At 70.0% G+C, this 21,558-nt stretch carries 14 protein-coding genes and 2 pseudogenes; 6 read left to right on the forward strand and 10 right to left on the reverse strand.

What is annotated here, in order from left to right:
- Positions 1-3 precede the first annotated feature (3 nt).
- Entirely contained in the window at positions 4-1,266 is a 1,263-nt protein-coding gene (locus CAP_RS24595; RefSeq protein WP_044245205.1) for a glycosyltransferase family 4 protein, read from the forward strand.
- Positions 1,263-2,396 carry a DegT/DnrJ/EryC1/StrS family aminotransferase gene (locus CAP_RS24600; RefSeq protein WP_231511669.1) on the forward strand — a complete coding sequence of 378 codons (1,134 nt, stop codon included), beginning with the start codon at positions 1,263-1,265 and terminating at the stop codon, positions 2,394-2,396. The genes CAP_RS24595 and CAP_RS24600 overlap by 4 nt, the downstream gene beginning before the upstream one ends.
- 43 nt (positions 2,397-2,439) lie before the next feature.
- Here the strand turns inward: CAP_RS24600 and CAP_RS24605 are convergent, their stop codons facing one another.
- The 6 genes and pseudogenes from CAP_RS24605 to CAP_RS24620 form a co-directional block, all read right to left on the reverse strand.
- Positions 2,440-3,048 carry a hypothetical protein gene (locus tag CAP_RS24605; protein WP_044245206.1) on the reverse strand — a complete coding sequence of 203 codons (609 nt, stop codon included), beginning with the start codon at positions 3,046-3,048 and terminating at the stop codon, positions 2,440-2,442.
- A gap of 49 nt (positions 3,049-3,097) precedes the next feature.
- Positions 3,098-3,391 (reverse strand): hypothetical protein, encoded by a 294-nt coding sequence (locus tag CAP_RS24610; protein WP_156041112.1) that lies wholly within the window; start codon positions 3,389-3,391, stop codon positions 3,098-3,100.
- On the reverse strand, positions 3,352-8,388 hold the full coding sequence (locus CAP_RS24615; protein WP_081865223.1) for a toxin TcdB middle/N-terminal domain-containing protein: 5,037 nt from the start codon (positions 8,386-8,388) through the stop codon (positions 3,352-3,354). Before CAP_RS24615 ends, CAP_RS24610 begins: the two co-directional genes overlap by 40 nt.
- A 97-nt stretch (positions 8,389-8,485) precedes the next feature.
- A pseudogene (locus tag CAP_RS55825) lies at positions 8,486-9,652 on the reverse strand (FG-GAP repeat domain-containing protein); the annotation flags it as partial.
- A pseudogene (locus CAP_RS55830) lies at positions 9,591-9,869 on the reverse strand (SpvB/TcaC N-terminal domain-containing protein); the annotation flags it as partial. The pseudogenes CAP_RS55830 and CAP_RS55825, both read right to left, overlap by 62 nt.
- A gap of 767 nt (positions 9,870-10,636) precedes the next feature.
- Positions 10,637-11,254 (reverse strand): YqaA family protein, encoded by a 618-nt coding sequence (locus CAP_RS24620; RefSeq protein WP_231511670.1) that lies wholly within the window; start codon positions 11,252-11,254, stop codon positions 10,637-10,639.
- Between the two features lie 158 nt (positions 11,255-11,412).
- Between CAP_RS24620 and CAP_RS24625 the strand changes: the two genes are divergently transcribed.
- Entirely contained in the window at positions 11,413-13,296 is a 1,884-nt protein-coding gene (locus tag CAP_RS24625) for a hypothetical protein (protein WP_044245210.1), read from the forward strand.
- A gap of 61 nt (positions 13,297-13,357) precedes the next feature.
- Here the strand turns inward: CAP_RS24625 and CAP_RS45480 are convergent, their stop codons facing one another.
- Both CAP_RS45480 and CAP_RS45485 read right to left on the reverse strand, forming a co-directional pair.
- Complete coding sequence (locus CAP_RS45480; protein ID WP_052375850.1) at positions 13,358-15,091, reverse strand: carbamoyltransferase family protein; 1,734 nt, start codon at positions 15,089-15,091, stop codon at positions 13,358-13,360.
- Between the two features lie 12 nt (positions 15,092-15,103).
- The gene (locus CAP_RS45485) at positions 15,104-16,294 is read right to left on the reverse strand and encodes a glycosyltransferase family 4 protein (protein WP_052375852.1); all 1,191 of its coding nucleotides are present in this window, start codon (positions 16,292-16,294) and stop codon (positions 15,104-15,106) included.
- A 240-nt stretch (positions 16,295-16,534) separates the two neighbouring features.
- Between CAP_RS45485 and CAP_RS24640 the strand changes: the two genes are divergently transcribed.
- The 3 genes from CAP_RS24640 (at position 16,535) to CAP_RS55835 (ending at position 18,544) form a co-directional block, all read left to right on the forward strand.
- Positions 16,535-17,296, forward strand: coding sequence for a sugar transferase (locus CAP_RS24640; protein WP_052375854.1), 762 nt, complete (start codon positions 16,535-16,537; stop codon positions 17,294-17,296).
- A complete protein-coding gene (locus CAP_RS24645; protein ID WP_156041113.1) occupies positions 17,293-18,174 on the forward strand; it encodes a class I SAM-dependent methyltransferase in 882 nt (293 codons plus the stop codon). The genes CAP_RS24640 and CAP_RS24645 overlap by 4 nt, the downstream gene beginning before the upstream one ends.
- A gap of 235 nt (positions 18,175-18,409) precedes the next feature.
- Positions 18,410-18,544, forward strand: a complete 135-nt coding sequence (locus CAP_RS55835) for a tail fiber protein (RefSeq protein ID WP_197041341.1) — start codon at positions 18,410-18,412, stop codon at positions 18,542-18,544.
- Positions 18,545-18,881: 337 nt separating this feature from the next.
- Here the strand turns inward: CAP_RS55835 and CAP_RS24650 are convergent, their stop codons facing one another.
- On the reverse strand, positions 18,882-19,127 hold the full coding sequence (locus CAP_RS24650; protein ID WP_044245215.1) for an AbrB/MazE/SpoVT family DNA-binding domain-containing protein: 246 nt from the start codon (positions 19,125-19,127) through the stop codon (positions 18,882-18,884).
- 150 nt (positions 19,128-19,277) lie between these two features.
- Positions 19,278-20,162 carry a hypothetical protein gene (locus tag CAP_RS24655; protein ID WP_197041338.1) on the reverse strand — a complete coding sequence of 295 codons (885 nt, stop codon included), beginning with the start codon at positions 20,160-20,162 and terminating at the stop codon, positions 19,278-19,280.
- Between the last annotated feature and the right edge of the window lie 1,396 nt (positions 20,163-21,558).

A 21,558-nucleotide genomic window follows, 5' to 3' on the forward strand; every position in this document is an offset into this window, starting at 1 on the left:
CCCATGGAGATCGTCGTCTTCCACCAGTACTACCTCGGCCCCGGCCAGCCTGGAGGCTCGCGCTACAACGAGCTGGCCCGCCTCTGGAGCGACGCCGGGCACCAGGTCACGGTGGTCGCGGGGACCCTCAACTACACCACCGGCGAGACCCCGCCCGAGTACCGGGGCCGCTGGATCCTCGAAACCCACGACGGCCCCGTGCGCGTCCTCCGCTGCCACGTCCCCTCCACGTACCGGGACAGCTACGCCGGCAGGATGTGGGCCTTCTTCGGCTTCACGGCGGCCGCGTGCACGGCGGTGCTGCGGGTGCCCAGCGCCGACGTGGTGATCGGCACCTCGCCCCCGCTCACCATCGCCATCCCGGCCTACCTGCTCTCGCGGCTCAAGGCGGCCCCCTTCGTCTTCGAGATCCGCGACCTCTGGCCCGAGAGCGCCATCACCACCGGCGTCCTCCGCGAAGGCTCCGCCCTCTCGCGCCTGCTCTACGGCCTGGAGCGCTGGGGGTGCCGCGTCGCGGACAAGGTCAACGTCCTCACCCCCGCCTTCCGCGAGAGCCTCCTCCGGCGCGGCCTCGCCACCGACGGCAAGATCGTCTTCGTACCCAACGGCGCCGACGCCGAGCAGTTCACCCCGGGCCTGCGCGACAACGACGTGCGCCGGCGCCTCGGGTGGGGTGACCGCTTCGTGGTCATGTACGCCGGGGCGCACGGCCGGGCCAACGCCGTGGGCCAGCTCCTCGACGCCGCCGCGCTCCTGCGCGACCGCCCCGACATCCTCCTCGTCACCGTCGGCGACGGCGCCGAGCGCGCCCGCCTCGACGCCCTGGCCCGCTCCCGGGGCCTCGACAACGTCATGTTCTGCGGCCCCCAGCCCAAGGAGGACATGCCGGCCTTCGTCCGCGCCTGCGACGTTGGCGCCGCGGTCCTGCAGAACAACCCCACCTTCCGCACCGTCTACCCCAACAAGGTCTTCGACTACATGGCCTGCGAGCGCCCCACGCTCCTGGCGATCGACGGCGTGGCCCGCACCCTGGTCTGCGACGACGCCCGGGCCGGCGTCTTCGCCACGCCCGAGGACCCCGAGGCCCTCGCCGCCGCCATCCGCCAGATGGCGGACGACCCTGCCGGCGCCGCCGAGATGGGCCGCAATGGCCGGGCGTGGGTGCTCGCGAACGCGACCCGGCAGGCGCTCGCCCAGCGCTACCTCGGCATCCTGGAGGGCCTCGTGCACGACCGCGCGCGCGGTCGCGTGGAGGTGGCGTCGTGAAGAAGCGCATCTACCTGTCCGTGCCGCACATGGGCGGCGAAGAGGAGACCTTCGTCCGGGCGGCGTTCGCCTCCAACTGGCTCTCCACCGTCGGCCCCGAGCTGGACGCCTTCGAGCGCGAGTTTGCGGCCCGCACCGGCCGCCCCTGCGTCGCGCTCGCGAGCGGCACCGCGGCCCTCCACCTCGGCCTGCGCCTCCTCGGCGTCGGCCCCGGCGACGAGGTTGTCAGCCCCACCCTCACCTTCGTGGCCAGCGTGAACCCCATCGTCTACCTCGGCGCCCGGCCCGTGTTCGTGGACGCCGAGCGCGAGAGCTGGAACCTCGACCCCCAGCGCCTCGCCGACCTGCTCGCCGCCAGGGCCGCGCAGGGCCGCCTCCCCAGGGCCGTGATGGTCGTCCACCTCTACGGCCAGACCGCCGACATGGACGCCATCCTCGAGGTCTGCCAGCGCCACGAGGTCCCCGTCCTCGAAGACGCCGCCGAGGCGCTCGGCGCCGAGTACAAGGGCCGCCCCGCCGGGTCCCTCGCGTCCGTGAGCGCCGTCTCCTTCAACGGCAACAAGATCATCACCACCACGAGTGGCGGCATGCTCTCGGCCCTCGACCCCCGCTGGGTCGAGAAGGCGCGCTTCTGGTCGCAGCAGGCGCGTGACCCGGGCATCGCCTACCACCACACCGAGATGGGCTACAACTACCGCCTCAGCAACGTGCTCGCGGCGATCGGGCGCGGACAGCTCCGGGTCCTCGACGACCGCGTGCGTCGGCGGCGCGAGATCGCCTTCCACTACCGCGACGCCTTCGCCGACCTCCCCGGCCTCACCCTCATGCCCCAGGCCCCCTGGGGCCTGCACACCAACTGGCTGAGCGTCTTCCTCGTCGACCCTGCGCGCCTCGGGGCAGACCGCGACGCCATCATCGAGGCGCTCGCCGCCGACGACATCGAGTCCCGCCCGGTCTGGAAGCCCATGCACCTGCAGCCGCTCCACGCGGCCGCGGAGCATCACGGCGGCGAGATCGCCGAGGACCTCTTCCAGCGCGGCATCTGCCTGCCCAGCTCCTCCAGCCTGACCGACGAGGACCTCGCCCGGATCATCGCCGTCGTCCGCGCCGTGGCCCGCCCGCGCAGGTAAGCCCTCTGCTGCGTGGTTGCGACCCTGTTACCGGTTCAGGACTTCAATCTACGCGCCACACCACATGCGTCGGCAAGGTCGCCGACGGTTCCGCCAACAGGCGCTCTGTGATCTCCGCCGCCTCCCGGGCAGCGCTCGGTGGACCCGCGAGGACTGCCGCGAGCTGCACATCGAACCCGGAGTGACGTGCCCGGACCCGAGCGAGGGCTGCCCTGAGTTGATGTTCCGTGGGTTGGCCGGATGCCGCTTGAACCCAGAGCGCACCAGCAACCAGCCAGGTCAGTTGGTCCGGATCCGCCACCAGAGCTTCGACGTTCGCGCTGATACCGTCGAAGTTGCACGGCACGACCCAGAAGGCGATCAGGAGCCAGCGGAGCACAGTGTTCTCTTCCCGGTTCAGATCGAGCTCAAGCGCATGAAGGAGGGTGCCATCACTCCCCTGATCCTCGGCTGTGGACATGGCAGGCATCCGGCGAGAGCATTCGCTCTCGAAGATCGGCATGCCTTCATCGATCGCCCGCACGACACGAGAGACCAGCATATTCAGCAGGGGCGAGCTGAGAGGCGCGACTCTCGTGGACATCACATGCTTAAACATTTCAGACATGTCCCGCAGATCCTCAATCTCGGTTTGATAATCGTGCGTTGACATCTCGGTGACTCCTGCTTCTCGTTTTACACTGAGTGCCCAGAGGTGCGTCTCACTTGTACCTCAGCATGAATTCATATCCAACCGTGGTGGCGACATCGGTCGTGACTTCAACGGCACCTTCACTCACGATCTCGGCTCCTGACTGCTTGATGATACTCCTGGCAGAGTCGGCCATGTCCGGGATCGTCAGGACGCGCACCTGCCCGGACGGATCGACCAGCTGCCGAGCCGCTTGCAGACTCTGCTGGTTCAGGCCCGCATTTGGCGGCACTCTCTCGAAATACACTTCAGGTGCCGTCCCGATCAGCTCCGGGTGGTTCTTCGGGACATGTTGTATGTACATGGGGATGTCTCCACCCCTCTTATCCACGGTGATGTCCTGAGGGTAGGGTCTGGGTTTGGGGGTGCCAGGTTCACCTCTTTGACCCCCCACGATGAACCGCCCCTCTGGCGGATTGCTCCCACCTGCGGGGGGCAGCGGTTTGGTTTGGCCATATTGTAGACCCCTTCGCCGCCATATTTCGCATACGCCTGCGCCATTCGCTCCCTCGCTTGTGGAAGGAACTCCTCCAGACGGGCGGCAAGGCGCGCTTCTCTTGAAGCCATTACAGACGCATGTGCCTCCAGTGCCACCGGAGTGAGGTCGAGGGCCAGATGAGCAGCAGCCTCGATCCGACTCGTCTCCTGACCGGTGACGGTGTTGCCGGTGACGAGGCGCGCGGCGGGATCCAGGATAGGCACGGTCCCAGCGCCCGTTTCCATCCCGATGAGGCTGGGCACGGTAGGGTTGTCCTCGATCGGTACGGCGCGCAAGGTGGCCGCTCGAAGGATGCCTCCTGCGATACCGCCAACCCCACCTTCGGGTCCTGAATAGTCGACCCGGTTGGCGGCTGGGCTGACGTAGGCGCGACCGCCGAAGACGCTCTCGGCGATAGCGCCCAGTTCACGTCCCAGTTGCTCCCACGTCATGCTCATCATCATGTCTTGCGCATTGCCACTATGACGAACGTTCGGATCAATCTTCGCGATGGCGTTGTTGCGCACGTACACGTACAAGTTCGGCCCGTCCGCCATACCCGCTGGATCCGCGCTCGTCCACCTCCCAAGCCACGAGGCGTAGTACCTCGCCCTGTGGTAGTAGAGTCCCGTCTCCTCGTCTCGTTCTTTGCCCGTATACCGGTATCGCTTCCGACTCACCTCCGCCGCGCTTGCCCCTGAGGCATACGCTGTCGTCCCGTAGGGAGGATACTCCTCGTAGGAAATGACCAGTCCTGTCTCGTCGCACTCCATCGCAGCAGAGCCGAGATGGTTCTCAAGCTGACAGCGGACGCGACTCTGGGGAGACGGCACTGGAATGGACGCCTCCACCGTCTTGGTCTCCACCATGGCAATGCGCCGCGCATCATCCATCACGTGGAGCGTCTCTCGCTCCAGGACGAGGACTGCATTCGCCCCTTCTCTCCGGCGGTACACCTCGTAGCCACCGAGGTAGATCCGCTCCTCCGTGATGCCGCTGTGCTCCCACACCTTGCGGACGCGCTCCCCGGAAGCGTCGTACGCGTAGTACGCGGTGCCGCCGCCACCGAGGTCGACCTCGCGCTGCTGGTTCTTGAAGTCCCACTCGATGCGCACCAGGTGCGGCATCGAGGTCATGTTGCCGTGGGCGTCGTAGGTATAGTGCGCCGAGTAAGGCCCTGACGGCAGGTCGCCCGGAAGGCTGGTGGAGAGCAGCCGGTTGCTGTTCGCGTCGATCTCGTAATGGCGTGTCCACCCGCCGCCGATGGCCTGGTGCGCCATGGTGAGGATGTTGCCAACCTCGTCGTACTCGTACGACTCCGCGTAGCCGCGGAGCGCTTGCGGATCGTTGGGATGCGGGGCCTGCACGAGCGGGAAGCCCTCGGCGTCCTGCTGGATGTCGGCGTTCTGACCCGCGTGCTCCCGGCCCTCGGCGTGGGTCAGCCGGTAGAGCGCGTCGTATTCGTATCTGGAGACGGGCTCGACGAGCTGGCCGTTGTGGTAGAGGCTCTGCTGGGCCTTGTCCTCGATGAGGACGATGTTGCCGACGGGATCGTGGGTGTAGCGAAGGTCCTGCAGGATCACGTCATCGGAGACGCGGGTGGACTTGAGGCGGGTGAGGCGGAAGGTGAGCGGGTCGTAGGTGTACTCGGTGAGCACGCCGTTGCCGTAGGCGATGCGCTCACGCTGCCCCTTGGCGCTGTAGGCGATGTCGACGACGAAGGAGGTCCAGGTGGAGGCGCCGCGCAGCCGGACGTCGACGGCTTCGAGCAAGCCGGCCTCGTTGTACGTCGGCCGGGTCTCGCTCTGATCGGGCTTGGTGGTGCTGATGGGCCGGTTGAGGGCATCGTACGCGGTGGTGCTGGTGAAGGTCTCCGTCTGCAGGGCAGGAGCCGGCGTCGCAGCCCAGTCGAGCTGGTTCTGGACGTCGACGGCCAGGGTGCGGGTGCTTCCGAGCAGGTTGCCCTTGAAGTCGAAGCCGGTGCTGGTGACGAACCCGGCGCCGTCGTGCTGCTGGTAGGCCCTGCCGCGCAGGTTGAGGGAGGCCGCGCTGGGGACGCCCTCGCCGTAGACGGTGCGCTCGGCGAGCACGCCGGGCTCACCCGCCGGGTCGGTGCCCTGCTGCACCCACAGCCCAGTCGGTCTCCGGAGGACGTCATACGTGCTCCGGACGGTGTGGCCCCGGCTGTCCCATCCTCGCAAGGGATTCCCGAGCACGTCCGAGAGCATCCAGCGGGAGCCGGCGTCGATGCTGTGCTGGCGGATCTTGCGGCCAGCCACGTCGAAGGTGTGGACCATGCAGTCGTTGCCGCGGGCGTCCCTGATGACGCGCGGGTTGCCTTCGAGGTCGAGCGTGGTCTTGGTGAGCAGCTCGGTGCCGCCTCCCAGGTCGGCGACGCTCACCACAGCGCGCCCGAGCGGGTCGATGTGCACCACGGAGGGGGTGCGGGCGTGGGCTGCGGCCAGATCAGCGGCGCGCTGGTCGGCGAGGCTGGGGGTGGGGATGGCGCCGGCCTGACGGGCGGCGTACCAGAGGTTGCCGTCGTCGAGCACGGTGTCGCTCGCGTCCCAGGAGGTCTGCGACCAAGGCGTGAATTCCACGCGCGAGCAGGTGCCGTCCGGGAAATCGGTGCGCACGAGCCGGCCCAGGGGGTTGTAGCGGAGGACAGGGGTGACGCCCCAGTGCACGAGCGCCTCGTCGTCCTCGTACTCGAACGTGCTGCTGAAGTACGGCTCGTACTGCTTGATGGGGTTGCCCTTGTTGTCGACGATGGTGCGCCCGGTGCCGACCCAGCGGTGGGGCGCATCAGCCCTCTGCAGGGTGCCCTCGACGAGCACGGGCTGGCCTTCCGCGTCGAGGACTGGGGCGGGGCCGGGTTCGGCCTGGACCTTGCGCATCAGCTCGCGGCCGGAGCCGTCGGCGTAGGTGTAGCTCTCTTGCCAGCGGGTGTTCGGGTCGCCGTGGGTCTCCCGGGCGCGGGCGTGGATGACGCTGGGTTTGCCGGCGTTCAGGTAGCGGAAGAGGTCGATCTCCAGGGTGGTGGTCGGGTCCTCCAGCGTGTCCCCATCCTGGCTCCCCGCCTTGCCCATCACCGCGGTGGCGACCACCATGCCCAGCGCGTCGAGGCGCACGGCGCTGCGGTTGCCGTTGGGGTCGGTGCTCTGCACGGGCGACATCACCCGGTAGTCGTTGGTGACGCTGACGGTGTTGCCGAGGGCGTCCTCGGTACGCTCCATCAGCAGGTCGTACGGGTCGTACGTGACGCTGCTGGTAGCGCCCCAGGGGTCGATCACCGAGGTGGGGAGGAAGAACTTCGCAGCGTCGAAGCTCTGCCGTCCGGAGGGGATCCACCAGCCAGCTTCGCCCGGGAGTTGCACGTAGCCGCCTTCGAGCAGGATGGCGGAGGTGACGCGCGTCTGGTCGTCGTTGAAGGTGGCGTCGATCTGCCCCCGAGTGAGGGCGAGCTGGTAGCTCTCGTGGGGGAGTGCGCGCAAGTCGGCCTGGCCGAGGGCGAGGGGCGCCGGCAGGTTGGCGCTGTCCTGGTAGCGCACGCGCACGTCCTCGATGAGACGCCGCTGCGGGCGCGGGGGCACCAGAATGCCTGCGGGGGGAGGCCAGTCTTCGTAGGGCCGCGCGGGTTTGCCGTTCGCCTCGGCGACGGCCGCGGCGATCTCCGCGAAGGTGTAGACGCGCTCAGGCACCGTGAGGCCGTGAAGCGCGTAGGTGCGCGTGGCGGTAGGGATGCCCAGGCGGTAGCCCTCGGCGGCCTCCGCGAGGTGCACGACCTCCACCTCGGTCAGCGTTGCGTGCAGCGCGTTCTGCGCCTCCACCACGCACGGGCCGTGGCGCCTCGGGTACGCCACGGCGACGCTCTGACGCACGACCGCGTACGCGTCGACCTGGAGCGTGAAGGCGTGCGTCACGCCCGGGTCGAGCCTGCCCTGGGAGTCACGGTGGCGCTCGTAGTACAGGGAGATCGCCTCCCGCGACGACACCAGGAAGACGCCCGGTGTCTTGCCCTGCGCAGGCTGCTCCATGCGCACGGCGTGGCTGCTCTCCACCACCGAGTACGGGATCGCCGCCTCGGGCGAGCCATCGAGCGCGTACACCTCCTGGCGCAGCGTCTGACCGTGCAGCGCGCGGCAAGCCTGCCGCATCTCGTCGACGGTCAGCCCTTCCGGCAAGATCGTGTCCGATAGCCGCGGCTCTCCCGCACTCTCCCCGGCCCCCGCCCCGACCTCGCCACCACCAGACCCGACCTCTCCCGAGAAGTACGCCTTCTCGTACTGCCGGCTGATCTCCGCGCCCCTGCGCCACGCCCCGGTGTGCAGCCACGTCTTCGTCAGCACCGGCGGCTGCGGCAGCTCCCCGTTCACTGCCGTCACCTCGGGAAACAATCCCTTCCCGCGCGCCGCCGAGAACGCCTCGGTGTCGACCTGTTCGACCAGCCCGAAGCCTCGAAATTCCCGCTCCTCAGCGTCGAAGTAGCCGTGGTGGTAGCGGTACTCCGACACGAAGCGCACCCGGCTCAGGTGGTCGTAGCTCTCCACCCGCGTCACCACGTGCACCGGGAAAGGCAGCCGGGTCACCCACGGCTTTCCAGCTTTCCGGTCGGCCAGGTAGAACTGCGTTGACGGCGCGTAGGCCATCCGCCGCTCCAGGCCCAGGTTGTGGACCATGCGCTCCAGCAGGTGGGGCTTCTGGCCGCCGCACAGGTCCAGGTAGTAGATCGCCCTGGTCTGCGGCGAATGCCACACCAGGCACGCCGTGCCGCTGCCGAGCACGTCGACCACGTCCACCCGCGCGCTCGCGTCGGGGAACACCCCGAGCTGCGAGCTGCTGTTCGCCGCTCCAGCCGTTGCCGGCCTGGTTGAACCACACCCGCACCCCGCCCTCGCCGCCCACGTAGAGCACGTCGGTCGTGCCGGAGCCGTCGATGTCGCCGAGGCGGATGCGGCGCGCGTCGAACTGGGTCGACGGCGCGAAGCGGGGGGCGTTCGCCATCACCACCTTCGCCCCGAACTTGCCGTGGCCGAGGTTGGGCCAGTAGCACACGCTCCCGTTGTCGATGCGCACCAGGTCCGTCAGCCCGTCCCCGCTCATGTCGGCCAGGAACACTGTCTGACGTGGATCGGAGAAGACCACCGTCGGACCCCGCTCATCGTCGCGTCCGCGCGGGAAGGTGCGTGCCGGACCGAAGCCACGCTTCCCCAGCGACGGATACCAGACATAGCTCGTGGCACCGACGAGCAGCAGATCGTCGAGCCCATCCCCGCTGAGGTCGATGAAGCGCAGGTTGGGGTCGTTCCAGTCGATGTTTGGCTGCGATGCGAACGGGATGAAGGGACCCCAGCCGTCGTCCGCGGTGCGCGCGTGGTAGCCGGCGACGGGCGGCGCGACCTGCACGAGCTCACGCTGGCCGTCGCCCCCGAGGTCGAGGATCTGCGGTGAGACGCCCGCCGCGATCACCGGGCGGTCACGGAGGCGCCGGGGCGGGGCGAAGTGTCCCCCGCCCTCGTTGCGCTGGTAGAACAGGGCGCCACCCTGCTTGGAGAGGACGCCCGGGAGCCCTTCACTTTCCAGGTCGACCCACTGATGGCCCTCGAAGGTGCGGCTGGTGAGGACCTCGGCCGTGTCGCGGTCGAGCTGCTTCACCTGCCGCTGGGGGTACGCCTTGGTGTAGCCGAGTTCCACGGGAGGGAACGCCTTGACGGTGCAGGGGCCGGTGCTGCCCGCAGGGCGCAGGTATCCCTTGTGGGTGACCGAGATCAGCCGGCTGAGGGAGGGATTCTCGTCGTAGGTGAGGTCCACGGATCGGACCAAGGTCGCCACCGCGCTCCGCGCCGGGACGCGCTCGGGATCGAGGCCCGCGCTGGCCTCGGGGCCGAGTTCCTGAAACCAGTGGAACATGAGCACGCGCTGGCACAGGCGGTGGGTGCGCAGCTCGAAGCCGGCGCGGTACTGCGAGAAGGGGTCGCGGCGCGCGTGCCATCGCCGGTCGGGCGCGGGGTCGGGCGTCGGCGCGCAGGCCAGGGACCAGCTCCTCGAAGCCGGAGAGCAGGAAGATGTCCGATTCGCCGGCGTCATCGTACCGAGGGACGCCCTTGTCGGTCTTGCGGGTGATTGCCGGGACCGCGAGTTGCCAACCGAGGCCGAAGCAGCCGTTGCCCGCGCCGGAGTCGTAGGACAGCGAGAGCGACGGGCCAAATCCCTGCCTCCCCGGGGTGAGTGGGATCGCGCCGCCACCCTTGGGCAGCGAGGGCGCGGGCGCCTTCACGGACGAGAAGCCGCCGGCCGCTGTCACGGTGGTCGAGGTCGCGGTCGGGCCAAAAGGAGCGCGGAGCGCCGCGCCACCATGAAACCCGCGGGAGCTTCGATCGTCGTTCATGAATGGCCTCTTGTTGACGTCTGCTGCGTGGAGTGCGCGGCATCGAAAGGACGGACATCAAATGCACCCGTCTTGGCACCCAGGCATCCAGTCATCGCGCTCGGGCAATGCCAATGGCGGAACGCCGTTTACGATTGCAGTGTGCTGTACGCTCTGTGCCCTAATCAATGTAGGCGTTACCATCGAAACGCCATTGTCGCGGCGTGCGCCCTTGTTGTCCTCACCGTCCTCACCAGGAGAAGCTCTCGCGGCTGGCCATCTGCGGCCACCGCAGTGGATTGGCAATGTCGAGATGCCGTGGTGGAGTGAGGCGGTAGGTGCACACCGCCGTCTGCCCTCTCCATGACGAAGAGCCGCTCGCGGAGGTCGTGCTTCCAGATCCACGCGGCACGGGCATGCCGTCAGCCTCGCAGTCACCGCTGCTCCAGCGACGCCTGCATGCTGGTGGCCGCCAGTGCCCTCTCCGGGCCGGCTACGGCGCCGAGCGCAGCGCACGCCGACGCGTGATTCGTCGCGCCACCGTGCTCTCCGGCATGCGGGCACGAGGGGTGCAGTGGCATCGGGCAGAACGGGGAGAAGTACCATCGCCCCGCGGGAGCAGATCGACGCCGGGGGGGTGGATGGAGCGCGGGGCGAGGGCAGGGAGGCCGTGCGTTGACAGGCGCGGAGCTGGCTGTTCAGCCTCAGGCCCCCGTCGCCCAGCCGAGCCGGATCAGCGCGTACGTCACCACCAGCCGCGGGATGCGCAGCAGGATCAGCACCACGAAGATGCGCTGCGGCACCCGGTAGATGCCGGAGAAGTAGCAGAGCAGCGAGTAGGGCAGTGGCGAGAGGCTCCCGGCCACCATCGCCCAGGTGCCGTACCGCGCGAACAGCGCGTCGACCCTGGGCCGCGCCGCGTCGAGCCGGCGCGCGAAGAACTCGAACTGCGCGAGCTTGCTGGCCAGCAGGTAGCCCGTCTCCCCTGCGGCCATGGACGCCACGCAGACGGCGGCCACCGCGAGCACCTGCGACACGTCGGAGGTGAGCGCGGTGAACAGGTAGAACACCGGCGGGATCGGGAACGTGAACGCATCGGCGACGTAGGTCCCGACGAACATCCCGACCACCCCGAACCGCCCCACGAACGCGCGCCCGAGGCCGTCCAGCTCGTCGCGCAGCAGAAACCCGGCGAGTGCGGCGGCCCCGGCGAGCGCCGCGAGCCCGACCACGAGCTGCACGCTGGCCCGCAACAGCTCCCGACGGTTCGTGGGACGCGGCGCCTCGCCGGGAGGGCTCGGTGTGGGGGCAGGCGTGGACACAGGGGGGGACTGAGGCATGTGGGGTGACGGATCCGGGACCGCTTCGTGAGGATCGTGGCGCAGACGGATCGTGCGGTCCACCGAACAAGCCCGCGCTCGCATCCTTTGCCCACCGTGTGCTTGCCAGCGGTCCTGCCGAGGCGCGACGATTCCCCACGATGACGCGCATCGCCCTGCTCCCCCTCCTCCTCGCTGCTGCATGCGCTGGAACCCCGCCGCCCGACGCCCCGCCTTCCGGGCTCTCCGACCCGCCCATTCGCCCCCTCATGGTCGCCGCGCCGCAGCCGGATCCCGTGGCCGTGGTCGAGGCGGCACCACCCACGGCCCCCAGCGGGCTCGTCGCCATCGCCCGCATCGACAACCCCCTGCGCACCTGGGGCGACGTGACCATGATGTTCGCGTCCACGCCCCTCGGGGGGCTGCTGATGACCGCGGGACAGCTCGGGCCCGAGCTGTTCATCGAGAGCAGCCTCGGCCCCGCGCTCGCCAACATCGTCGACCTGGAGAAGCCCCTCGACGTCGCCCTCCTCGACACCACGGCCAGCACCTTCGTGGTCTCGCTCTCCGTGGCCGAGCGCGACGTGCCGCGCCTCCAGGAGCGCTTCACGCTCCGCGAGCAGGATGGCCTCTTCCGCGTGGAGGGCTTCCGCATGGCGGGGCAGCGCGGGGAGACCCCGCCCCTCCCGTGTGCGCTCGACATGGGCGACCGGCAGGGCAGCGCCCGCCTCGTGTGCGCCTCGAAGAAGGAGGCCCTCTCTGCGGCGCCCTACCTCACCCAGGTGGTGGCGCGCGAGCCCCTCGACGTCGACGCCCGCCTGGAGTTCCCCACGACCCTCTTCTCCACCGTCCTCGCCGAGCAGCGCAGCAAGCCCAGGCCCGACGACGAAAACTCGGCCGCGCGCGTGGGCGCCCAGGTCTTCGGGGACTTCATGTCGGACGTCGCGGGCATGACGGTGGACCTGAGCCGGGCCGGTCAGAACATCGACGTCGGCCTGGGCGTCCGCTTCTCCAGCCGGCGCTCCCCCCTCGCCCTCGCGCTCGTCCCTGCCGCGCGCCCCGACCAGCCGGCCCCCGAGATGTTCTTCCGCCTCCCGCGTGACGCCGGCCTCGCCTTCCACAGCCAGGGCGCGTCACGCGAGGAGCTCACCCCGCTGCGCAAGCTCCTCCACGAGACGCTCGTCGCGTCCGTGGTGACCGATGGCTACGACCAGGGCAAGTCCAGCGAGCTGCTGGAGCGCATGGGTGCGCTCTTCCTCGGCGGCGGCCCCTTCGTCCTCGCCGCCGGCATGGATCGCGCTGCCGCCGACAAGGCCCTCGCGGCCTACCAGAGCAAGAAGAACGCCCCCAAGGCGCGAGAAGCGGCGCGGCGCTCCCTGGCCGGCTGGGGGGTTGTCGGCATCGACACCCCTCCCGGCCCCTGGATCGCCGAGGTGAAGCAGATGCTGGCCCTGAACGAGGAGATCGATCGCACCCACAAGAAGCCCGCGACGCCGTCGCCCTCGAAGGCGGACCGGGAGCGCAAGGAAACGTCGAAGCTGGTCCTCGGCCGCGCTCCGGCGACGCTGCCCGCCGGGACCCTGCACATCGAGGAGCGCACCAAGCCCCTGACCAAGGACGCCCCGCCCGCCCACACCACCCACTTCTATGCCGTGCCCGAGGGCGAGCGGCTCTGGATCGGCGTCGGTGAAGACAGCGCCGCCGTCCTCGATCACCTCCGCATCGCCCTCGACCCCTCCCGCAGCGCGCAGACCCTCGCCTCCGAGCCGGCGATGGCGGCGCTGCGGCAGCCTGGCGCCACCACCGGCGGCCTCCTGTCCATGGCGGGCATCACCGGACTGTTCGCCAGCGGCGACACGCCCGAGGCGCTCGACGAGGCCGCCGAGGATCTCTCCGGCCTCGCATCGCTCCCCTCCCGCGGCGAGATCCAGATCCCCTGGACGGTCGTCTCCGAGGTCTACCCGAGCGGCGCCGCGCGCTGGGGCCTCCGGGTCCGGCTCTCCAGCCCTCTCATTCACGACATCATCGCGCGCGTCATGCGCTGACCTGGTCCCCGCGCGCCTGCGCCCTCACGCTCCTGCGCCCCGGCCCCCGCGCGCAGGTGGCCTACTTGGCGATGCGCACGTTGCCCAGGTACAGCACGTCGAGCGCGCAGGTGTAGAAGGTCCGGATCGCGTCCTCGGGCGCGCACACGATGGGCTCGCCGTTGAGGTTGAAGCTCGTGTTGAGCACGATGGGCACCCCGGTCCGCGCCTCGAAGGCCTCGATCAGCGCATGGAAACGCGGCGCCGTCTCGCGCTCCACCGTTTGCAGCCGCCCTGTCCCGTCGGCGTGCGTCACCGCGGGCACCTGCTCCAGGCGCTCCTTCTTGAACAGGAGCACCCGCTCCATGAAGGGCACCCGCGTCTCCGGCGGGCACGCGAACCACTCGCCCACCCGCTCCGCCAGGATGGCCGGCGCGAACGGCCGGAACCCCTCGCGGAACTTCACCGCCGCGTTCACCACGTCCTTGCCGTCCTTGCGCCGCGGGTCGAGCAGGATCGAGCGGTTCCCGAGCGCCCGCTGCCCGAACTCCATCCGCCCCTGGAACCACCCGAGGATCCGCCCCTCGGCCAGATCCTGGGCCGCGCGCGCCGACGGATCCTCCACCACCTCCACGTTGGGCAGCCGGTAACGCCGCGCCACATCGAGGCATGCTTCGTCGCTGAACTCCGGCCCCCAGTAGCTGTGACGCACCACCTCCCGCGGCGGCGCAGCCCCTTCCCCACGCTCCGCCGCCCGCTCCGCCGCGCGCTGCGCATGGAGGAACAGCGCCGCGCCCACCGAGGTGCCCGAGTCGTCGGGGCAGCTCGACAGCGAGCACGTCTCGAAGGGCGTCACCTCGGTGATCTTCCCGTTGAAGACGCTGTTCATGAAGCAGCCCCCCGACACCGCCAGGTGCTGGAGCCCCGTGCGCCGGTGCAGGATGGTGGCGATCTTCGTCACCGTCTCCTCGAACACCACCTGCATCGCCGCCGCGAGCTTGTAGTCCCGCTGCGTCAGCGCCCCGTTCCGCGCCCGCGGCTGACCGAAGCGCTGCACGAACCGCTCCGAGTACATCCGCCGCTCGAAGAAGTTGAAGAAGGAGAAGTACTCCAGGGCAAGCTCGAACGACCCATCGTCGTGCACCCGGATCAGCTCCCGCAGCGGCGCGATGAACGCGTTGTCCTCCTCGGCGAACGCCGCGAGCGCCATCACCTTCCACTCGTCGGAGTCGGCCTTGAACCCGAGGAACTGGGTCACGGTGCCGTAGAACAGCCCCAGCGAGTGCGGGAAGTCCACCTCGCACAGCTTCTCGACCGAAGCCCCGCGCGCCACCGCCAGCAGGCTGGTCTGCTTCTCCGCGCGCCCGTCCATCACCAGCACCGCCACCTCCTCGTGAGGGCACGCCATCAGCGCGTTGCCGATGTGCGCGTGGTAGTGGTTCAGGTAGGTGATCGGCGGGCAGCTCCGCGCCCCGCCCTGCACCGTGAAGCTGTCCTCGGCCCGCGTCCCGAGGAGCTGCATGAACCGCGCGGGCACCTGGCTCAGGTGCTCCGTGCGCCAGCGCCGCGCCGTCAGGTAGCCCGAGGGGATGGTCTCCATATCGATCGCCGGGTTCCACGCCACCGCGATCTCGTCGATGTCCGTGAGCTTGAGCCCACTCATCTCCAGGCAGCGCTGGATGGCCAGGTTCGGAAACACCCGGCTCTGCTTCTGCCGATCCAGCCGCTCCTCGGGGATGGCCGCGGTGACCCGGCCATCCACCACCACGGCGGCGGAGCAGATGAGGACATCGTGGCAGATTCCAAGGATCTTCATGGTCGTTGCACCCTAGCTGCTGGCCTCTTGGGAGCGCCCCGCCTCCCCGACATTCACGCCTTGCGCCCCGCCGGCCTCACCGCCGCCGACATCCCCGTGACCCTGCAGGAGGGACACGAGCCTCGCCACCCCGAGCGCCCGATCGAACCGCGACCGCACCCGGTCGAGCCCCGCGCGCCCCATGGCCCGCGTCTCCTCGGGATGGCGCCGGAGCCGGTCCATCGCTGCCACCAGGCTCTCCACCTCGCGCACCGGCACGAGCAAGCCCGTCTCCCCGGACACCACCACGTCCGGGATGGCGCCCACCGGCGTCGCGATCACCGGCAGCCCGCACGCCATCGCCTCCAGGATCACGTTGGGAAACCCGTCCACGTGCGTGGGGAGCACCAGCGCATCCGCCCGGGCCAGCTCCCTGTCGCGCGCCTCCCCCTTCACCCATCCGAGCAGCGAGATCGCGCGCGGCAACCTCCCCCGCCCTGCTTCCTTCCGCAGCGCCTCGCCCGCAGCCCCGTCTCCCGCCACGGCCAGCTCGAACGGAGGCCCCGGCCGCGCCGCGAGCACCTCCACCGCCTTGCGCAGCTCCCCGAGCCCCTTGGCCTCGATCGCCCACCCCAGGAACAGGAACCGGAACGGCCTCCCCCGCGGAACCCCTGGATCCCGCCGCGCCGCCGCGATCGGCGCCCACGCCGCCGTGTCCACCGTGTTGGGCCAGACGTGGAGCTTCCTCCCCGGAACCCCCGCCGCCGCGTACACCTGACGCCAGCCCTCGGACTGCACCAGGAACCCATCGATCGCCCCACCCATCTGCGCGACCCACCGCCGCGCCGCCGCGCTCCGCTGGAGCCACGCCTCCGCCCGCCCCGAGCGCGGGCTCAGGAACGTGCGCGCGCCCGCCGCCTTCGCCAGCAAGAGCAGCGACGACTTCTCGTAGAAGCTCGTCCCTTCGCTGCAGAACGCCACCGCCACGTCGGGCCGATGGCGGGCGATGTGCCCCGCGACCTCCGCCCCCCGCCGCGCGGCCCCGGTGAGCCGCTCCCGCAGGTCGGGCTTCGGAAAGGCGCGCATCGTGGTGTCCACCAGGTCCACCTCGAACGCCGCGCGGACCTCCGGCCCCAGCACGGCACGCGTCGCCGAGAGCACGCCGCCCGCCTGGGCAAACGCGCCGTCGGGATCCGGGACGATCGCGAGGAGGCGCGGCTTCATCGGCGGCCGCACGAAGTAGCACGACCCGCGCGCGTGGGGTAGGCGCGGCGCACGCGAGCGGGACGGAGGTGAACAGGAGCGGACGGCAGGAGGCGGCGGGACGGAGGCGGACAGCGGCGGACAGCGGCGGACGGCAGGAGGCGGCGGGACGGAGGCGGACAGCGGCGACGGCGAGGCGCGGCGCCGGCGGCGGAGGTCAGCCAGGCGGAGCCGGGATCCACCTTTGTGCCGGCCCGCGCCGTGAACTACCGTCTCCGCATGCAGCGGGAGGAGCCGGCAGACGATCGGAGCGCGCGCCTCGTGAAGCGCGTCATGGATGTGTCCCTCGCCGGGGTGGCCCTCGTCGGTGCGCTCCCCGTCATGGCCGTCACCGCCGCGCTGATCGCCCTGGAGGACGGCCGCCCCGTGCTCTTCGTGCAGCGCCGCGTCGGGCGCGAGGGGCGCCTCTTCGACATGCTCAAGTTCCGCACCATGCGGGAGAACACCCTCACCATCCAGCAGACTGGCCAGGTGCGCGAGGACCACCCCCTGGTGACCCGCGTGGGCAGCATCCTCCGCCGCACCAAGATCGACGAGCTTCCGCAGCTCCTCAACGTGCTCCGCGGCGAGATGAGCCTCGTCGGCCCCCGCCCCACCTACCCCGAGCACGCCGCGACCTTCACCCCCTTCCAGCGCCGCCGCCTGGAGGTCCCCCCGGGCTGCACCGGCTGGGCGCAGGTGAACGGCGGCACCCTCTACACCTGGGACGAGCGCATCCAGATGGACGTCTGGTACGTCGACCACTGGTCCCTCGCCCTCGACTTGCGCATCCTCCTGCGGACCCTCGGCGTGATCTTGCGCGGCGAGCGCGCCGGGACCGCCGCCATGGACGAGGCCCGCGCCCACGCCGCCAGGCCCTCCACCGCCGCCTCCGCGACCGGCAGCGCAGTCCACCTGAACGGCACCCCCGTCCCTCTGAACGGCACCTCCGTCCCTCTGAACGGCACCCCGGTGCGCGGATGAAAACCCTGCTCTTCCGGGCATTGCACCGCGGCCTCGCGAGCGCCCACCGCGCCACCCTGCGCCTCGATCGCCTCCTCTCCGAGGCCGCCGTCGCGCTCTGCCCTCCCGGCTTCGACCGCGACGCCACCGACGCGCACTACGACAGCACCCGGAGCTACGACGCCGGTCAGGCGCAGGCCATCGGCCTCTATCCCTTCGAGGAGCGCGCCCTCTCCGCCTGGTTCCCCCGCCCCCCCGCGCGCCTCTTCGTCCCTGGCGCTGGCGGCGGCCGCGAACTCCTCGCCCTCCTCAACCGCGGCTACTCCGTCGACGCCCTGGAGCCCGCGCCCCGCCTCGCCGACGCCGCGCGCCAGGCCCTCGCCATGCGCGGGCGGAGCGGCGACGGCTCCGTGTGGCGCGAGAGCCTGGAGGCCTGGTCTGCCGCCCCCATCGGCGTCTACGAAGGCATCTTCACGGGCTGGGGCGTGTGGAGCCACCTGCTCCGCCGCGAGGACCGCCTCGCCGCCCTCCGCGCCTTCCGCTCCGCCTGCCCCCGAGGCCCGGTCCTCCTCAGCTTCTGGCGTCGCGAGCCCGTCTTCGACCCCGAAGAACTCGGCGAGCACACCAGCCTCACCCTCGCCGACGCCCCCCTCGCCGACGCCCCCCTCGAAGGCACCCCCCTCGCCCGCGTCCAGGCCACGACGCGCGGCCTCCTGCGCACGAAGCTTCTCCGGATGCCCCCCGTCGAACCCGGCACCGTCTGGCGCGCCGGCCTCTTCGTCCATTGCGTGAGCGAAGCCGAGCTGGCCGAGGAGGCCGCCGCCTGCGGCTACCGCATCGCCCACCACGAGCGCGACGCCTCCCGCTACCCGAACGCCGTGCTGATGCCGCAGAGCTAAGAGCTTTTCCCAGCAGGGCTCCTACGGGAACGCCCTGACCAAACGCTCAGAAGCCGTTGGAGCGGTGCAGCAGGGCAGCCAATGGACGGGCAGAGCGGGCCAATGTAGATGGCGTGAGCAAGTCGCACCCGAAACGGAGGACAGTTTCATGAATCAGCTCCTTGGTACGATCACACGCTTCGCCGGCAACATGGTTCCACAGGGTTAGGCTGCCTGCGAAGGACAAGAACGGCAAATCTCGCAGTACAACGCGCTCTTCAGCCTCCTCGGCACCACCTACGGCGGCGACGGAAAGCAGACGTTCAAACTGCCCAAGCTGTCGCCATTGGCTGCTGCGGAGGGCACCATCCACGACCATCATCGCTCTTGATGGAATCTACCCCCAGCGTTAATGATGACCGCTTGCAGCGGGTCTGGCTTTCGCTCTGGCCAGCCCGTCTCCCTGAGCCGGGAGGGCATCTCTCCGGCCCTCGCTGCCGCACGACGCCTCCCCATCGCCTGTACCTCCGTCGCCCGATCCAGTACCAGCGCCTGTGCTGGTCGTCGCACCGAGTGAGTTACGCAGCTCCCTGCGGTATCGGTAGATACCCAAGGGCGAACATCTCTCACAGCAGCGCGAGCAGCGCGTCGATCGCCTGAGGCGAGAGCTTGCCGGTGGGGTCGAGAGCGACCAGGTGAACTTCACCTCACCCGGGGGACGGGACGCTTCACCACTGCCATTCGTCATCCTCGAAGCGCGTGGCGACATGGCCAAGCAGCAGCCCCTGGTCATCCTCGGCTGCGAGCCGCTGGGCCGCCTCTGCCCAGCCTGCCCTGGGGGTGTGAAGCGGAGTGATGAGCACCCCGTCACGCACGCGCCCCTCGACCTCATCGACCAGCCCCACCTCTTCGATGGGCGCTTTGGGGGGACGAACGCCCCTGGAGTTTCCCGTGCTCACCTGCCGCCTCTTCATCGCGGAGGTACTTTCTACCTCTCGAGACGGACCTTCAAGCCGATGGTCCCAGGGACGCGCCCGCCCCGCGCGCGGCGCACGAACGCTGGCTTTGGCTTTCAGCGAACGTGCCCGCGCACGGGGGGGCCAATGGTCGACCCGCGGCCCTGATCAGCGCGCCGAGGCGAGCTGGGCCCGGAGCTGCGCGCGCTGCTTGTTCAGCGCCACGGCCGCCTTGTCCATCTCGATGAGCGCCGCTTCCTGCGCGGCGCGCGCATCGGCCTCTTGCTGGGCCTCGGCCTCCGCGGCCTGCACCTCCAGGAGCCGCGCCTCCAGCTCCAGGACCGCCTGCCGCTGCAGCTCCAGCTCGGACTGCACCGACTCGACGGTGTCCTCTTCCTCGCCGTCGCGGCGCTGATCCACCAGGAAGAAGCGCTCGGCGAAATCGCTGGGCAGCTCCTTGTGCTGGTGGGGCAGTTTGGAGAGCTGACCGTACACTTCCTTGCGGGCGGCGTTGAGCCGGTCGAGCCATTCCTGTCGCTCGCCGACGTCGCGGAACTCCCGCTTCGCGTGGAGCGCGGCGTCCCGCCCCGCCTTCACCGTGTCCCCCTCCGTGAGGAGGGCCGTCAGCTCGGGCACGAGCGCCGTCAGCTCCAGGTGGCTGCTCTTCGTCAGCGAGAGCAGCCACTTCTTCATGGTGTCGAGCTGGTCGCCCAGCACGGGCCGCGTCGTCTCGTTGAGGGCCTTCGGAAAGTAGTGCTGATAGAGCCCACTCTTCCGGTCGTTCCCCGCGAGGTCGAGCAGCTTCTTCGAGAGCCGGCCCGCGAAGGCGTCGAGCTTCGCGTCGGTGCGCACCACGAGCGCCTGCGCCTCGGCCACCGCCTGCGCGTGCTCGATCTCGTGGACGATCACCTCCTTGCCCTCGTCGCGCAGGGCCTCGAAGAGCGCCACGTAGGGCGCCCCGTGCGGGTCTGCCTTGAGCTGGCTGGTGGTGAACGTGGGATGCGGCATGAGGGTGAGCATTGCCGTGGATGACTTCAACGTCCTGAGTGCCATGGGATTGCCTCCAGCAAGCGGCCCGGCGGGTTTGCGTTCAAGGAAAAGGGTGCCGAGCCGCGAATCCCTATTTAGCGACGGACCATTGCGACGCAAGACCGAAGCATCACGTCGGTGACGAATTGCAATCGCAGATGCTGGCGCGGGGGTTGCTTCGTCGGTGTTTTGCGAATGCTTCTCGATGACGCTCCCACCTCGCGTCGGTGCCCTCCGGCCATCGTATTCATTGCGGCCGCAATGGCCGGCCACTGGCCGGCCAGCAGGTCAGGCAGTTGAATTGATTCGACAAAGTGCTGGCCGGCCCCCCCGCGCGGGGACGCGTCACGTGGGTAGGAGTCGGACATCACCCCCGCCGCGGCGGCTTCTGCGGGGCCCGACGGCACCACCGTTCCGGTAGGCCGCACCACGCGCGCCGTGCGTCGCCCGGGAGCCCCCGGGCCGCCGAGAGGTGCCGTCAGGAGGACAGCTCGCCACGGTGGCGCGTGGAAGGGGTGCTGTCGGAAGGAGAGGCCGCCGCGGCATCGCGTGGAAGGGGTGCTGTCGGAAGGGGAGGCCGCCGCGCTGGCGCGTGGAAGGGGTGCTGTCGGAAGGAGAGGCCGCCGCGGTGGCGCGTGGAAGGGGTGCTGTCGGTTTCCGACGGCACCCTGTCCGCGGCGGGAAGAGGTACGGGGGGCGCCGACGTCCCCTTGCCCCGCGCGGGAAGAGGTACGGGGGTTTCCGTCAGCCCTCTATCCACGGCGGGAAGGGGTACGGTGGGTCGCCGACGGTGCCCTGCCCCGGCGGGAAGAGGTCCTGGAGGCGGCTGTCCGACGGACGTTGTTCCGCGCGCGAGAGACCGCCGGAGGCGCCGACGTCTCATTTCCCCGGGGGGGAACGGGTGCAGCTTCCCGACTGCACGCCTTCCTCGTGGGAACAGGGGCGGTGACGCTCCAGCAGCAGGCCTCCCCGTGCGGGAGGACGCTGGCGCAGGAAGGCGACGCAGGTATTCCCCCTGCGGACCTGGGACCGTCGGAAACCGACTGCACCTCTCCCGCGGGGCCGGAGGAAGATCCGGCTTCCTCCTTCATGTCTCCCGACCGTGGACGCCGCGGCATCGGTTTCCGGCGCGGCACCTACCCCGCGCGAGAGGGCACCTGCGCCCAAGGGCGTGACCTCGGCGCCGAGGTGGGACGGCCTCCTCCGCTTGCCGCGCGACCTCTGCGCGTTCCGGCGCGACCTCTGCGCGACGCAGACAGGGCAGGGATGTAGTTTCCTGGGCCAGGATGCGAGGCGAGGCGGCACGGTCGCGCGCGCTGCGCCATCCGATTCTCTGAACGAGCCGCGATCGATCGTTTGATCGAGCCGCGATCGATCATTTGATCGAGCCCTCCCGCGCCCCCGAGAGGTTCGCTGCACA

Origin of the sequence: Chondromyces apiculatus DSM 436 (assembly GCF_000601485.1) — a bacterium.
GTDB lineage: Bacteria > Myxococcota_A > Polyangia > Polyangiales > Polyangiaceae > Chondromyces > Chondromyces apiculatus.

What these genes read in the sequence shown, in the direction of transcription:
- CAP_RS24655 (WP_197041338.1), bottom strand. Translation starts at nt 20,162, where the DNA reads ATGGCACTCAGGACGTTGAAGTCATCCACGGCAATGCTCACCCTCATG.
- CAP_RS24625 (WP_044245210.1), top strand. Translation starts at nt 11,413, where the DNA reads ATGACGCGCATCGCCCTGCTCCCCCTCCTCCTCGCTGCTGCATGCGCT.
- CAP_RS24605 (WP_044245206.1), bottom strand. Translation starts at nt 3,048, where the DNA reads ATGTCAACGCACGATTATCAAACCGAGATTGAGGATCTGCGGGACATG.
- CAP_RS45480 (WP_052375850.1), bottom strand. Translation starts at nt 15,091, where the DNA reads ATGAAGATCCTTGGAATCTGCCACGATGTCCTCATCTGCTCCGCCGCC.
- CAP_RS24610 (WP_156041112.1), bottom strand. Translation starts at nt 3,391, where the DNA reads ATGTACATACAACATGTCCCGAAGAACCACCCGGAGCTGATCGGGACG.
- CAP_RS24650 (WP_044245215.1), bottom strand. Translation starts at nt 19,127, where the DNA reads ATGAAGAGGCGGCAGGTGAGCACGGGAAACTCCAGGGGCGTTCGTCCC.
- CAP_RS45485 (WP_052375852.1), bottom strand. Translation starts at nt 16,294, where the DNA reads ATGAAGCCGCGCCTCCTCGCGATCGTCCCGGATCCCGACGGCGCGTTT.
- CAP_RS24595 (WP_044245205.1), top strand. Translation starts at nt 4, where the DNA reads ATGGAGATCGTCGTCTTCCACCAGTACTACCTCGGCCCCGGCCAGCCT.
- CAP_RS24645 (WP_156041113.1), top strand. Translation starts at nt 17,293, where the DNA reads ATGAAAACCCTGCTCTTCCGGGCATTGCACCGCGGCCTCGCGAGCGCC.